Source organism: Amycolatopsis sp. YIM 10 (assembly GCF_009429145.1).
GTDB lineage: Bacteria > Actinomycetota > Actinomycetes > Mycobacteriales > Pseudonocardiaceae > Amycolatopsis.
This window is the reverse complement of sequence record NZ_CP045480.1, coordinates 8,407,919-8,422,068: the sequence shown is the minus strand read 5'-3', so window position 1 is coordinate 8,422,068 and position 14,150 is coordinate 8,407,919. Positions and strand designations below refer to the sequence as shown.

Genomic DNA, 14,150 nt, shown 5'->3' with positions numbered 1-14,150 from the left:
ACGAAGAGAAGCTCGTTGAGTACCTGAAGTGGGTCACCGCCGATCTGCACGAGACCCGGCGGCGCCTCGAGGAGGCGGAGGCGGGCAGGCACGAACCGGTCGCGGTGGTCGGCATGGCGTGCCGGTTCCCCGGCGGGGTGTCCTCACCGGAGGACCTGTGGACGTTGCTGTCCGACGGCACCGACGCGATCGGCGGCTTCCCGACCGACCGCGGGTGGGACCTCAGCGTGCTCGCGGGCGACGGCCAGGGTCAGAGCGCCACGCTGCAGGGCGGTTTCCTCTACGACGCCGCCGAATTCGACCCCGGGTTCTTCGGCATCTCCCCGCGTGAGGCGCTGGCGATGGACCCGCAGCAGCGGCTGCTGCTGGAGGTGTCGTGGGAGGCGATCGAGCGGGCCGGGATCGACCCGCTTTCCCTGCGCGGCAGCCGCACCGGGGTGTTCGCCGGCACGAACGGCCAGGACTACGGGCACGTGCTGATCGCGTCGCAGGAGGACGTCGAAGGCCACGCGGGCATGGGGACCTCGGCCAGCGTGATCTCCGGCCGCCTGTCCTACACCTTCGGGCTGGAGGGCCCGGCGGTCACCGTCGACACGGCGTGCTCGTCGTCGCTGGTGGCGATGCACCTGGCCGGGCACGCCCTGCGCAGCGGGGAATGCTCGCTGGCGCTGGCCAGTGGAGTCACGGTGATGACCACGTCGTCGAACTTCGCCGGGTTCACCCGTCAGGGCGGGCTCGCGCCGGACGGGCGCTGCAAGGCCTTTTCGGACAGTGCCGACGGGACCGGCTGGTCCGAGGGCATCGGCGTGCTGTTGCTGGAGAAGCTGTCCGACGCGCAGCGCAACGGGCATCCGGTGCTCGCGGTGGTGCGGGGTTCCGCGGTCAACCAGGACGGTGCGTCCAACGGCCTGTCCGCGCCGAACGGGCCGTCGCAGCGCGAGGTGATCCGGGCGGCGTTGGCCAGTGCCGGGCTGTCTTCGTCCGATGTGGACGCTGTGGAAGCGCACGGCACGGGCACCACCCTCGGCGACCCGATCGAGGCGCAGGCACTGCTGGCCACCTACGGCCAGGACCGCGAACGCCCGCTGCTGCTGGGCGCGGTCAAGTCGAACCTCGGGCACACGCAGGCGGCGGCCGGGGTCGCGGGCGTGATCAAGACGATCATGGCGCTGAACCACGATGAGCTGCCGCGAACCCTGCACGTCACCGAGCCTTCGTCCCATGTGGACTGGTCGGCGGGCAAGGTCCGGCTGCTGACCGAGCCGACCCCGTGGCCGGACGCCGGACGGGCGCGCCGCGCGGGTGTGTCGTCGTTCGGTGTCAGCGGCACCAACGCGCACGTGATCCTGGAGCAGGCCCCGCCCGCCGAGGTGACCACCGAACCGGCGAGCGTGCGCACGGAACTGGTGCCGCTGCTGGTCTCCGGCAAGTCCGAGGCCGCGCTGGACGCCCAGATCGCCCGGGTGACCGCGCTTTCCGACCTTTCCCCGGTCGACGTCGGTTATTCGCTGGCCACCACGCGCTCGCAGTTCGAACACCGGGCCGTGCTGGTCGGCTCCACCGAACTCGCCCGCGGCACGGCCTCACACCGCTCGCTGGCCGTGCTGTTCACCGGACAGGGCTCGCAGCGGATCGGCATGGGACGTGAGCTGTACGCCCGATTCCCGGTTTTCGCGTCCGCTTTGGACGAAGTGCTCGCGCACCTCGATGTCCGCGACGTGATGTGGGGCGAGGACGCCGACGCGCTGAACCAGACGGGGAACGCGCAGCCCGCGTTGTTCGCGCTGGAGGTGGCGCTGTACCGGCTGGTCGAGTCGTGGGGCGTCAAGCCCGACTACCTGGCCGGGCACTCCATCGGCGAGATCGCCGCCGCACACGTGGCGGGCGTGCTTTCGCTGGAAGACGCGTGCACCCTGGTTTCCGCGCGGGCGCGGCTCATGCAGGCGTTGCCCGCCGGTGGGGCGATGGTGGCGATCAAGGCCACCGAGGAAGAAGTCACGCCGCTGCTGGGTGAGGCCGTTTCGCTCGCCGCGGTCAACGGGCCGTCCTCGGTGGTGATCGCCGGCGAGGACGACGCCGTGGCCGCCATCGTGTCGAAGTTCGAGGGCGAGGGCCGCAAGACCAGCCGCCTTTCGGTGTCACACGCGTTCCACTCACCGCTGATGGACCCGATGCTGGACGAGTTCCGCACGGTGGTCGCGGGCCTGTCCTTCGCCGAGCCGGAGATTCCGGTGGTCACCAGCGGGGAGGTCACCTCGCCGGAGTACTGGGTGCGGCACGTCCGCGAGGCCGTGCGCTTCGCGGATGCCGTGGGCTCCTTGGTGTCCAACGGGGTCGGCGCGTTCCTGGAGCTGGGGCCGGACGGGGTGCTTTCCGCGCTGTCGCAGGAAAGCCTGGAGGACGCGCCGCGCAAGGTCGCCGTCGTGCCGTCGCTGCGCAAGGACCGGCCCGAGGAGAAGTCGCTGCTGACCGCGCTGGCCAAGCTGCACGTGAGCGGCGTCCGCCTGGACTGGCCCGCGTACTTCACCGGCATGGGCGCCCGGCGCGTCGACCTGCCCACCTACGCCTTTCAGAACCAGCGTTTCTGGCCGACCGGCGGCACGCGTCCCGAGATCGGCGCTCCGCAACTCCCCAGTGGCCACCCGTCACTGTTCCATTTGGACTGGGTGCCCGGCACGGCCGAACTGACCCCGGCGGGTGGTGCGCGCTGGGCGGTCATCGGTGCGGACGAGTTCGACATGGCGCACAAGATGTACGGCGCCGGCGAGACGATCACGGCCTACGGTGAGACGCTGACCGGCACCCTGGTCGACGGCGGTCTGGCACCGGACGTGTTCCTGGTGTCGGTGGCCGGGCGGGTGGACACCGACGGTCCGGCGTCGGTGCACGAGCTTACCGGGCGCGTGCTGAACCTGATCAAGGAAAGCTTGGAGGACCAGCGGTTCGCGAACTCGAAGCTGGTTTTTGTCACCAGTGGCGCGGTCGCGCTGCCGGGGGAGAAGGTGACCGACGTGGGCGCGGCCGCGGTCTGCGGGCTGGTGCGGTCGGCGCAGTCGGAGAACCCCGGTCGCTTCCTGCTGGCCGACCTCGACGACACCGAGACCTCACCCGCGGTGCTGCCCGCCCTGCTGTCTTCGGACGAACCGCAGGTGGTGCTGCGTAAGGGCAATGTCCGCGTGGCGCGGCTGGCCAGGCTGGACGTGGAGAACCTGCCGCCGCGCGAACTGGACCCCGATGGCACGGTGCTGCTGACCGGTGGCACCGGCGGGCTGGGCAAGGTGCTCGCGCGGTACCTGGTGGCCGAGCGCGGGGTCAGGCACCTGGTGCTGGCTTCGCGGAGCGGCCCGCAGTCGCCGGGAGCGGCCGAGCTTCAAGCTTCGCTTTCCGAGCTGGGTGCTTCGGTGACGGTGGCCGCCTGCGATGTCGCCGACGCGGCGGCTTTGGCGGAGACACTGGAGTCGATCCCCGCCGAACACCCGCTGACGGCGGTGATCCACGCGGCCGGTGTGCTCGACGACGGCCTGGTCGGTTCGCTGACCCAGGAACGGCTCGACGCGGTGCTGCGGCCGAAGGTGGACGCCGCGTGGAACCTGCACCAGGCCACGCGCTCGTTGGATCTGCCGGTATTCGCCTTGTACTCGTCGGTGTCCTCGGTGACCGGCGCGGTCGGGCAGGGCAACTACGCCGCGGCCAACGCCTTCCTGGACGCACTGGCCGAGCACCGGCGCGGCCTCGGACTGGTGGCGACGTCGCTGGCGTGGGGTCCGTGGGCGCAGGAAAGCGGGATGACCAGCGGGCTGAGCCAGGCCGCGATGGAACGGATCATGCGTTCCGGCATGCCGCCGCTGACCCCGGACCAGGGCATGGCGTTGTTCGAGGCGGCGATCTCGCGCGACGACGCGGTGGTTGTGCCGATGCACTTCAACGAGGAGGGCCAGCGCTCCCAGGGTGGCGCGGCGCCGTTGTTCCGCGGCCTGCTCGGCGATCCGGTCGTGACCACCGCGGAAAAGGCGTCGGTGACCGTGTTGGATCGCCTGCGCGGCATGGACCCGGCCGGGCAGCAGGACGCGTTGCAGGAGCTGGTGGTGCAGACCTCGGCGGTGCTGCTGGGACACAGTGACGCCGGTGAGGTCGATCCGGAACGGGACTTCCTCGAACTGGGCTTCGACTCGCTGATCGCGGTGGAGCTGCGGAACCAGCTGTCCGAGCTGCTGGGCATGAAGCTGCCGAGCAGTGTGGTGTTCGACAACAAAACACCGTCGAAGCTGGCGGAGTGGCTGCTGAGCGAGCTGCCCGCGGTCACTTCGGCCTCGGCGGTTTCCGGTGGCGCGCAACAGCTGGTCGACCCGAACGACACCGTGCAGGGCCTGTTCATGAAGGCGGTGAACGAGGGCAAGGCGGTGGAAGGGCTGCGGATGCTGAAGTACGTGGCGCAGCTGCGGCCGACCTTCGACACCCCGGCCGAGCTGGAGGAGTTGCCCGCCGCGGTGACGCTGGCGGAAGGACCGTCGAACCCGCGGCTGATCTGCATCAGCGCGCCGGGCGCGAGTGCCGGGGTGCACATGTACGCGCGGATCGCCGCGCACCTGCGGGGCAAGCGACACGTCTCGGCGCTGCCGCTGGTCGGTTTCGCCCCGGGCGAGAGCCTGCCCGCGACCACGGAAGCCGCGGCGCGCGTGGTTGCGGAAAGCGTGCTGGAGGCGAGTGACGGCGAGCCGTTCGTGCTGGTCGGCCATTCGACCGGGGGCACACTGGCCTACTTCGCGGCGGCGGTGCTGGAGCAGACTTGGGGGATCAGCCCGGAGGCGGTGATCCTGCTGGACACGCTGAGCCTGCGGTACGACAGCAACGAGGGCATCAACTTCGACGCGGTGTCGAACAACTACTTCAACACCATGGACTCGCCGGCGGTGAAGATGAACAGCGCGCGCCTGTCGGCGATGGCGCACTGGTTCATGAAGATGACCGACATCGGCCTGCACCCGGAGGCGCCCAAACTGCTGATCCGCTGCGCGGTCGAGGTGGACGGCACCGAGCTGGAGACCGCGATGACCGAGGTGCCGATCCCGACGACCGAGGTACGCATGATCGAAGCGGACCACATGGCCATGGTGAAGGAGTCGTCCCACCTCACCGCCGACGTCATCAACGACTGGCTGACCACCCTGAACTGATGCCGCGCCGACCAGTGAATCCGAACCTATGATCGGCGTATGTCGGTTCTCCGGGACACCGCTGCGCTGATAGCCGGTTCGCTGGACAAGTGCGCGGAAGCGAAGGCCCTCCTGGAGAAGGCGAAGGCGCATTTGGCTGCGGCCGACCGCGAATTCGCGACGGTCACGGAAGGATCACTCGCCCAGGAGTCGGCCGACGCCTCGACGAGCTACACACGGGCGGGCGTCGATCTGACCACTTTGGACGACCGTCGTCAGCACTCTGGCGGCAACCGTCGAGAAATACGGAGCCACGCTTTCGACCGGGGCCGAAGAAAGCGCTGCACGGCAGTACAAGGCGGTTCAAAAAGAGGCGTCGAGCCGACGGCATCATCGCGATGTCGTGGAAAAGACGCGTGCCTCCTTGCCACCTGACGTACCGCCGAAGTCAGAGCGTGTGCGCGGGCAGAAACAAAACCGAGGGTGTTTTCTACAGCTCGGACGAGGAGTTCCTGGACGACGAGCGGGAGGGCAGTGGCTCGCCAGCGGCGAAGACAACAACTCGGTCGAGGCCCGTCGAATCTTCAAGGAGGAACTCGGAGCACCTCTGAGCCCGATCGTGGCCAGCCATGTAGAGGTCAAAGCAGCCACGATGATGCGTACATACCAGATCAAGAAGGCGAGCTTGGTCATCAACAACGAGCCGTGCGCCTTCCCCAAAGGGTGCGAGGACCTGCTGCCCGCGATCCTCCCGGAGGGATTCGAGCTCGTCGTGTACGGTGCAAACGACTTCTACCAGGTGTATAGGGGAGGCGCGAGGTCGCCATGGGCCAGTTGAGCCTGTGCTGGGAACCCGAGCATGCCACAGCGCCGGTGCAGGTAAGCACTGTGGAGCAACTGCGGAAGCTGGTCGTCGACTTGCGCGCCGGGACGCAGCCCGGCGACGCCGTACTGGTCCAGGTCTTCATCAGCGACTCACCTTGGAAGGCTGAATTCTTCGCGGGCTTCGACGGTGACAAAGGTGTGGCTTGGTACTCCGGGGCCGACACACCCACCCCCGTCACCAGCCATAGCGGCGAACCCGGCAACGACCAGCCTGTCACCTACTACCTGGACACCACTGACCAGGAGTTCCCGGCCAATAGTGAGGTGCCTGCCGACGCTGTGGAAGCGGTCCTCGTCGAGTTCTTCGAGACCAATGGCGATCGGTTGCCCACGTCGATAGCTTGGCAACCGATCGCTTAGCCACTTCCCGTTCACCAGGTGACCGGCAACCCTCCCAGGCCGTCGGCCAGGCCGCCGCCGCGCATCTGTAGCTCGGCGATCGGGACTGCCAGGCGCAGCGAGGGGAGCCGCGTGAACAGAGCCGAGAAGGCCACCTGCAGCTGCACCCTGGCCAGTGGCGCCCCGATGCAGTGCCAGATGCCGTGCGCGAAGGTCAGGTGCGCGTTCGGCGAGCGTGTCACGTCGAAGCGCGACGGGTCGTCGAAGGCCTGCGTGTCGAAGTTCGCCAGGGTGAAGTCGATCAGCACCAAATCACCGGCGCGGATGGTGACTCCGCCGATCTCGATGTCTTCGGCGGCGTACCGCGGCAGCGCCGAGCCGCCCGCCTTCGCCGCGCGCAGGACCTCTTCGACGGCGGTGGTGAGCTTGCCGTGGTCCGACATGGCCGCGTCGAGCTGCCGCGGGTTCGTCGAGAGCAGGGCGACCCCGAGATCGATGTGCGAAGCGACGCTCTCCAGCCCGGCGAACAGCAGGTTCGCCGCGATCGGCCCGACCTGCTCGTCCGTCGCGCCGTTCTGCACCATGCGCGAGATGACGTCCTCACCCGGCTCCGCGCGCTTGCGCGCCCCGAGTTCCGCGGCATAGGCGAAAATCGCGCCCATCCCGCCCTCGGCGCCCTCCCGGTCGTCCACCCCGCCCATCTGCTGCAACGGTTCCAGGATCCGGTCCCGCTCGTCCAGCGGCACGCCGATCAGTTCGCACAGCACCAGCAACGCGAACGGGAACGAGAACCCGCCGTGCAGATCGGCCGGCCGCTCGGACTCGGCGAAGGAATCCAAAGTGGACGCGGCGATCGCCTCCACCCGCGGCTTCAGGTTGAGCACGCGGCGCGCGGTGAAGTTCGGGGCCAGCCAGGCCCGCGTCTGCTTGTGCGCGTCCCGCGCGGCGTCGTGGTCCGGGATGATCAGCATGTCCAGCAACGGGTTGTCCACGTACTTCGGCGCCGAACCCGGGTCGAGGTGCGAGCGCCCGATCCGCTCGTCCATCAGCAGCTGCTTGACCTCGGCGTAGCGCGTGACCAGCCACGCCTCGTCCCCGGCAGGCGTGCGCACCCGGCAGATCGGCGCCTGTTCCTGCAGCTCCCGCAACAGCGTGCTCGGCCGCAAGCGCAGCAGGCCTTCCGACTCCGCCGCCAGCGACGGCAGCTCGTCCTGCGAAGTTGTCATTCCCCAGTCTCCTACCAGCAAACAGGCAGGGCGTGCAGCCCGAACAGCACACCGTCGTATTTGTAGGGCAGGCCTTCGGGAGCCTCGGCCACCTTGAGCGTCGGCACGCGCTCGAACAGCTTGCGGTAGGCCACATCCATCTCGACCCGCACCAGGTTCTGCCCGAGGCACTGGTGCACGCCGTAACCGAAGGCCACGTGGTGCTGCGCCGACCGGCCGGGGTCGAACTCGCCGGGCCGCTCGAACATCGCCTCGTCGTGGTTGGCCCCGGCGACCAGCGGCACGATGCCCTCGCCCGCCTTGATCAGCTGACCGCCGATCTCCACGTCCTCCACGGCCACCCGCAGCGCCACCATGTCGGCCACCGAGTAGTACCGCAGCAGTTCCTCGACCACCCGCTCGTCACCGATCCACTGTGGATTGTCGATCAGCGTCATCGCGCCCAGCGCGATGTTGTTCGCGGTGGTCTCGTGCCCGGCGATCAGCAGCAGCATCGCCACGCCGGAGATCTCCGACGGGTCGAGCGTGCCCGCCGAGACCAGCCTGCTGATCAGGTCCTCACCCGGCCGCTTCGTCCGCAGCGAGATCAGCCGGTTGAGGTAGCGCAGGATCTGCTGGCTGGCGTCGTCGCGCTCCTCGTCGCTGGAGCTGATGGTCACCAGGATCTGCGTCTTCGACTCGAAGAAGTCGCGGTCCACCTTGGGCACGCCGAGCAGCGAGGAGATCACCAGCGACGGCACCGGCAGCGCGAAGTCCGCCACCAGGTCCGCCGAGTTCCCCTTGGCCAGCATGCGGTCCAGCACACCGTCCACAATGGTCTCCACTGCCTCGCGCATCTCCTTGATGCGGCGCACGGTGAACTCGGGGATCAGCGCCTTGCGGAACCGGGTGTGCTCCGGCGGGTCGAGCGAGACGAACCAGCCGGGCACCTCGTGCGCCGAGGGCGCGCCACCGGTCCGGCCGGGGCGGGGAAAGCCCTCCCGCGACGGGTTGGAGCTGATCTTCGGCTCGGTCAGCACCTTGCGCACGTCCTCGTGCCTGGTCACCAGCCAGACCGAGCCACCGGTCGGCAGCGACGCCTTGACCAGCCCGTCCAGCTGCCGGAACTGCGCGTACTCGTTCGGCGGGAAGGGCTGGCCCGGCCGCCGCAGCATGAACGGGACCATCGGCTGTTCGACACTCGACATGATCACTCTTCCCCGTAGAACGCGCGGATCTTCCCGATGATGAAGTCCTGGTCGGGCTCGGTCAGCTGGGTGTAGGTCGGCAGGTACAGCCCGGTCTCGGCGAAGCGGTTCGCGTTCAGCTTCTCCCAGCCGTCGGCGCGGTAGCCGGGCTGACGGCTCATCGGCTTGAAGAAGTACCGGGTCTCGATGCCCTCGGCGGCCAGGTGCGCCATCAGCTCGTCACGCCGGTCGGCCAGCAGGTCGTACATCCACAGCACGTCCCGCGGTGGCATCAGCGTGATGCCGTCGATGCCCTCGAGCCCGGTGGTGTAGTGCTTGTCGATCGCCGCGCGCCGTTCGAGGATCTCGTCCAGCCGCTCCACCTGCGCCAGCGCGACGGCGGCCTGGAGATTGGTGATGCGGAAGTTGTAGGCCAGCTTCTTGTGCAGGAAGTTGTGCTCCTTGTTGAACGCCATGCCCCGCAGGTGCGCGATCTGGTCGGCCAGCCGGTGGTCGTTCGTCAGGCAGATGCCGCCCTCACCGGAGGTGATGATCTTGTTCGCGAACAGCGAGTAGCAGGCGATGTCGCCGACCGGCCGCACGCCGTGCGCTTCGGCGGTGTCCTCGACCACGCGCAGGTTGTACTCGAACGCGAGGTTCATGATCGCGTCCATGTCGCAGCGCCTGCCGTAGATGTGCACCGGCATGATCACCTTGGTGCGCGGGGTGATCTTGGCTTCGATCAGCTCCGGGTCCATGTTCAGGTCGTCACCGCAGTCGACGAACACCGGCGTGGCGCCGAGATAGGTGACCGCCCACGCGGTGGCGATCATGGTGAACTCGGGCACCAGCACCTCGTCGCCGGGGCCGACACCGAGCGCGCGCAGCGCGAGCGTCAGCGCCGTGGTGCCGGACGAGCAGGCCACGCCGCGCTCGATCCCGTTGTAGGCGGCGAAAGCCTCTTCGAACTGCCGGACGTACGGGCCCTGCGAGGAGATCCAGTTGCCGGTGACCGCCTTGGTCACGTACTCCAGCTCACGACCTTCCAGCCAGGGCTGGGAAACCGGGTACTTGTAGCCCATTTCTCCGCTCAGTCCTTCGCCATCGCCGGGAGGCCGAGGATCAGTTCGGCGGCCTTCTCGCGGCCGCCCGCCTGGTGCTGGAGGCGGGAGAGCCGCTCGGCACGGGTGCGGAACGCACTGTTGCCGAGCACCCTGGTCACCTTGTCCAGCACGTCGTCGACGTCCATGTCGTGCGGCCGGTCCAGGGTCAGGCTGATGCCGAAGGACTCCCCGCGCACCGCCTGGTCGAAGCAGTCCACCCAGAGCGGCCGCATCACCTGCGGCTTTCCGAAGTAGACACTCTCGTTGTAGGCGTTGCCGCCACCGTGCGAGAAGAACAGCTTCACGCTGGGGTGCGCGAGCACGTCGAGCTGTGACGGGACCCAGCTTTCGATCCGGAGGTTGCCGGGCAGCTGGTCGGCGGGCGGCAGCCACTTCTGCTGTTCGGCCGGGAGCTTCCAGAGCACGTCGTGCTCGCCGTCGAGCCGCCGTGCCACTTCGACCAGCGCGCCGACCTGCTCGGCGGTGAGCCGGGTGATGGTGCCGAAACCCATGTAGATCACCGAATCCCGGGCGGACAGCCAGTCCGCCAGCTCGGTGTCGTCCGATTCGGGCAGCGGCGGCACCAGCGCGCCGACCGTGCGCACCTTCTCCGGCAGCTCGAACGGGTAGTCCAGTTCCGGAATGGTGTTGCACAGCACCAGTTCGGCCTTCTCCACGCGGACGAACTGGCCGAAGGCCTCCGGTGCCACGCCGAGTTCCTCGCGGACGTGTGCGTCCTCGGCCTGCCGCGCGCGCATTTCCTTCGACATCGCCATGGTCAGCGTGCGCCAGCCGAACAGCCGGTTGCTCAGCCGCTGGGCGAGCGTGCCACGGAACGGCAGCCCGGAATGCGGGATGGGGAAGCCCTTCGGCGTGTACGACTTGCCGATCGGCACGTACGAGGTGAGCAGGTTGCTCGGCACGAACGGCACGCTCAGCACGTACGGGATCTTCTTGGTGATGGCCAGCTCGATGCCGAACCGGCACATGCTCTCGATCACCAGCAGCGCCGGGCCGATCTTCTCCACGGCCTCTTCGAGCTTGCGGTACTTGGCCATGCGCAGGCGCGGTTTGTCGGTCTGCTCGATCACCGCGCGGCGGGCCTTGAACTTCGACTTCTGCGTGACCAGCCGGTAGGTCTCGTCGTCCCAGGTGGTGGAGGACAGTTCGGGAACCGGGTCACCCAGCGAGAAGAACTCGACCGGGGAACCCGCGTTCAGCTTCTCGACCGCCGCACGGCGGTTCTCGTCGGTGGCGAACCAGAGCCCGGCGACACCGCGCCTGGACAGCTCTTCGGCCAGCACGAGCATCGGGTTCAGCAATCCGCTCTCGGAATAGCTGACGAACAGGATGGGGCGGCTCGGACTCTCGGGCGCCATGATCGGAGCATGACGCACCGCCGGAGCCGTTGTCCCCGGCCGCGCGGCAACTCGAGGAAAACCCCTAGTACCCCGGGTGTGCAGGGAAAATACGTGATTCAGTGCAGGTGGCGGCAAGTGGCGGGGTGTCGGAACGAGGAGTGCGCGAGCATGCCGGAGCCGGGCGCGGTCCCAGCGGGGCTGGTCGAACGCGCCACCCAGTGGGGCCGCCTGAGCGAGCTGCTCGCGGCGGGCGGTGGCCGCGTGGTGCGCCTGACCGGGCCGGTCGCCACCGGCAAGACCGAGTTGCTGACCGCGCTGGGTGAAGCCGCCACCGGGTACCGGCGCTGTGCGGCTTCGTGCTCACGCGAGGAACGCGCGCTGCCGTTCGGTGTGGTGCACCAGTTGTTCCGCGGGCTGGAACTGCCGGAGGACACCGCTGGCCGCCTGGAGCGCATCCTGGAAATCGGCGCGGGTGACATCGACGACCGGGAAACCGCGCGGGTGCGGCATTCGCTGTGCCGCATCCTGCTCGACCAGGCGCCGGTGCTGGTGACCGTCGACGACGTGCAGCACGCCGACGCCGAATCGCTGCACTGGCTGCGTTACCTGCTGCGACGGCTGAACACCGCCGACCTCCTGCTCGTACTGACCGAAGTGGACAGTCCGCGCGCCGGCCATTCCGCGCTGCACGACGAACTCGCGCGCCAGGGTGGTGAACACCTGGAACTGCCGCCGCTGTCCGAGGACGGCGTGGCCGCACTGGCCGCGGAACAACTCGGCGGGCGGCGGGCTCGGCGGCTCGCCCCGAAGCTGTACCCGGTCACCGGGGGCAGCCCGCTGCTGGTGCGCGCGGTGCTGGCCGACCTGCCCGAGCAGCCGGGTGAGGTGGTGCCCGGCCGGTTCTTCCGCCAGGGCCTGCTGAGCTGCCTGCACCGCTGCGAGCCGGAGGTGCTGGCCGTGGCCAGGTCGCTGGCCGTGCTCGGCGACGCGGCGAGCCCGGCGATGATCGCGGACCTCGGCGGGCTGACCGAGGCGGCGGTGACCGCGTCGATCGACCTGCTCAACGCCGCTGAGCTGCTGGAACACGGCCAGTTCCGTCATCCGGAAGCACGCGCGGCGGTGCTCGGCGACATGTCCGCGACCGACCGACGGTCGCGTAGCCTCGCCGCCGCGCGCCTGCGGCACGACCAGGGCGCGCCCGCCGGCGAGGTCGCGCCCCTGCTGCTCGACGCCGAGGACGCGCACAGCCCGTGGACCGTGCCCGTGCTGGTGGAGGCCGCCGAGCACGCGCTGCGGGACGAACGGATCTCCGATGCCGTGCGCTTCCTCGACCTGGCCCATCGTGTCTGCCCGGGGTTGACCGAGCGTGCGGCCATCGCCGCCCGGCTCGCGCGGGTGGAATGGCGGATCAATCCGTCGGCCGCCGCGCGCCGGTTGCCGTCGCTGGCCGCTTCGGTGGACCGGCTCGCCGAGCCGGACGTGCTGGCGCTGGTGCGGCAGTTGTTGTGGGACGGCCAGTTCGCCGAAGCCAAGCGCGCGCTGGAAGCGATGGAGAAGCTGGACCGCCCGGTGGCGCGCACCGGCTCGGGCTCGGGTGAGGACGCGCGGGCGATGGAGCTGTGGCTGGCCTGCTCGCACCCGGCGCTGGCGTCGCGGGGCCAGGTGCCGCTCGACGCGGCCAGGCGATCGCTGGACCTGACCACCGGGCCCGCGCTGAAGGCCACCGCGGCGCTGGCCGGGGTGCTGGCGTACGGGCCGGGTGAGCAGGTGGTCACCGACGCGGAGCAGGTGCTGGAGGCGGCGCGGCCGAGCGACAGCGTGTCGTGGGGGCCGGAAACAGCGGTGACCGCGTTGCTGGCGCTGGTCTACGCGGACCGGCTGGAGGTCGCGCAGACGGCCTGCGAGCGCCTGCTGCCGGAGGCCGGGACGCCGGTCAGCCGGGCGTTGTACGCCGCCGCGCGGGCCGAGATCGCGGTGCGGCGCGGGGACCTGCCGGTGGCCGTCGAGCAGGCGCAGACCGCGCTCGACCTGCTGCCACCGACCGGCTGGGGCGTCGGCGCGGGACTGCCGCTCGGCTCGCTGATCACGGCGCTGACGCGGATGGGCAGGCACGCCGAGGCGGCGAAGCGGCTGGAGCAGTCGGTGCCGGAGGCGATGTTCCAGAGCCGGCACGGGCTGCACTACCTGGCCGCGCGCGGGACCCACTATCTGGCCACCTCACGGCATTACGCGGCGCTGGCGGACTTCCTGGCGTGCGGCGAGCTGATGACCAGCTGGGGTCTGGACGTGCCGGGCCTGGTGCCGTGGCGGACGAGCGCGGCCGAGGCGTGGCTGCGGCACGGCAACCGCGACGAGGCGCGGCGGCTGATCAACGAGCAGCTGGCGAAACTGGGCCCCGGTGGTTCGCGGACGCGCGGCACGGCGCTGCGCCTGCTGGCCGCGACGAGCCAGCCGCACACACGACCGCAACTGCTCGCCGACGCAGTGTCCATTTTGGAGGAACACGGGGACCAGTACGAGCTGGCGCTGGCCTTGGCCGACCTGAGCCGGACGCACCAGGCGCTGCGGGAACACCGGCGGGCGTGGACCATCGCGCGGCGGGCGTGGCACGTCGCAAACGCTTGCGACGCCGCGGAACTGTGCGAGGAACTGCTGCCGAGCCGATCGAAGCCGGAAGTGGCCCGGCGGAAGTCCCCCGCCGCCAACGGCATCGACGCCCTGACCGATGCCGAACGGCGCGTGGCCGCGCTGGCCGCGGTCGGTTACACGAACCGGGAGATCGCGAACAAGCTGTTCATCACGCCGAGCACGATCGAACAGCACCTGACGCGGGTGTACCGGAAACTGAACGTGAAGTACCGGAAGGACCTCCCGGCGGACCTGCTCACCGACCTGGCCGGAACCGCCTGACCGGCCG

General features: G+C 69.5%; 9 protein-coding genes and 1 pseudogene. 6 read left to right on the top strand and 4 right to left on the bottom strand.

Going from position 1 to position 14,150, the window contains the following annotated elements:
• Positions 1 to 32 precede the first annotated feature (32 nt).
• From YIM_RS39420 to YIM_RS39410, 5 genes and pseudogenes are all read left to right on the top strand, one after another.
• A pseudogene (locus tag YIM_RS39420) lies at positions 33 to 3,839 on the top strand (type I polyketide synthase); the annotation flags it as partial.
• A complete protein-coding gene (locus YIM_RS50185; RefSeq protein WP_370469046.1) occupies positions 3,813 to 5,174 on the top strand; it encodes an alpha/beta fold hydrolase in 1,362 nt (453 codons plus the stop codon). The pseudogene YIM_RS39420 and the gene YIM_RS50185, both read left to right, overlap by 27 nt.
• Positions 5,175 to 5,213: 39 nt before the next feature.
• Positions 5,214 to 5,588, top strand: a complete 375-nt coding sequence (locus YIM_RS48755) for a hypothetical protein (protein WP_194239901.1) — start codon at positions 5,214 to 5,216, stop codon at positions 5,586 to 5,588.
• Positions 5,557 to 5,991, top strand: coding sequence for a DddA-like double-stranded DNA deaminase toxin (locus tag YIM_RS50180; RefSeq protein WP_194239900.1), 435 nt, complete (start codon positions 5,557 to 5,559; stop codon positions 5,989 to 5,991). The genes YIM_RS48755 and YIM_RS50180 overlap by 32 nt, the downstream gene beginning before the upstream one ends.
• Positions 5,979 to 6,398, top strand: a complete 420-nt coding sequence (locus YIM_RS39410; RefSeq protein ID WP_153035202.1) for an Imm1 family immunity protein — start codon at positions 5,979 to 5,981, stop codon at positions 6,396 to 6,398. Before YIM_RS50180 ends, YIM_RS39410 begins: the two co-directional genes overlap by 13 nt.
• Positions 6,399 to 6,409: 11 nt before the next feature.
• Here the strand turns inward: YIM_RS39410 and YIM_RS39405 are convergent, their stop codons facing one another.
• From YIM_RS39405 to YIM_RS39390, 4 genes are read right to left on the bottom strand one after another with little or no spacing between them, the layout of a single operon-like run.
• A complete protein-coding gene (locus YIM_RS39405) occupies positions 6,410 to 7,603 on the bottom strand; it encodes a cytochrome P450 (RefSeq protein WP_153035201.1) in 1,194 nt (397 codons plus the stop codon).
• Between the two features lie 11 nt (positions 7,604 to 7,614).
• A complete protein-coding gene (locus tag YIM_RS39400; protein ID WP_153035200.1) occupies positions 7,615 to 8,790 on the bottom strand; it encodes a cytochrome P450 in 1,176 nt (391 codons plus the stop codon).
• 2 nt (positions 8,791 to 8,792) lie between these two features.
• Positions 8,793 to 9,851 carry a DegT/DnrJ/EryC1/StrS aminotransferase family protein gene (locus YIM_RS39395; RefSeq protein ID WP_153035199.1) on the bottom strand — a complete coding sequence of 353 codons (1,059 nt, stop codon included), beginning with the start codon at positions 9,849 to 9,851 and terminating at the stop codon, positions 8,793 to 8,795.
• An 8-nt stretch (positions 9,852 to 9,859) separates the two neighbouring features.
• The gene (locus YIM_RS39390; protein WP_153035198.1) at positions 9,860 to 11,251 is read right to left on the bottom strand and encodes a glycosyltransferase; all 1,392 of its coding nucleotides are present in this window, start codon (positions 11,249 to 11,251) and stop codon (positions 9,860 to 9,862) included.
• 150 nt (positions 11,252 to 11,401) lie between these two features.
• Between YIM_RS39390 and YIM_RS39385 the strand changes: the two genes are divergently transcribed.
• Positions 11,402 to 14,143: a LuxR family transcriptional regulator gene (locus tag YIM_RS39385; protein ID WP_194239899.1), complete on the top strand. Its 2,742-nt coding sequence runs from the start codon at positions 11,402 to 11,404 to the stop codon at positions 14,141 to 14,143.
• Positions 14,144 to 14,150: the final 7 nt, after the last annotated feature.

Coding starts and splice junctions, on each gene's coding strand:
- YIM_RS50185 (WP_370469046.1), top strand. CDS start 3,813: ATGGAACGGATCATGCGTTCCGGCATGCCGCCGCTGACCCCGGACCAG.
- YIM_RS48755 (WP_194239901.1), top strand. CDS start 5,214: ATGTCGGTTCTCCGGGACACCGCTGCGCTGATAGCCGGTTCGCTGGAC.
- YIM_RS39410 (WP_153035202.1), top strand. CDS start 5,979: ATGGGCCAGTTGAGCCTGTGCTGGGAACCCGAGCATGCCACAGCGCCG.
- YIM_RS39405 (WP_153035201.1), bottom strand. CDS start 7,603: ATGACAACTTCGCAGGACGAGCTGCCGTCGCTGGCGGCGGAGTCGGAA.
- YIM_RS39400 (WP_153035200.1), bottom strand. CDS start 8,790: ATGTCGAGTGTCGAACAGCCGATGGTCCCGTTCATGCTGCGGCGGCCG.
- YIM_RS39395 (WP_153035199.1), bottom strand. CDS start 9,851: ATGGGCTACAAGTACCCGGTTTCCCAGCCCTGGCTGGAAGGTCGTGAG.
- YIM_RS39390 (WP_153035198.1), bottom strand. CDS start 11,251: ATGGCGCCCGAGAGTCCGAGCCGCCCCATCCTGTTCGTCAGCTATTCC.
- YIM_RS39385 (WP_194239899.1), top strand. CDS start 11,402: ATGCCGGAGCCGGGCGCGGTCCCAGCGGGGCTGGTCGAACGCGCCACC.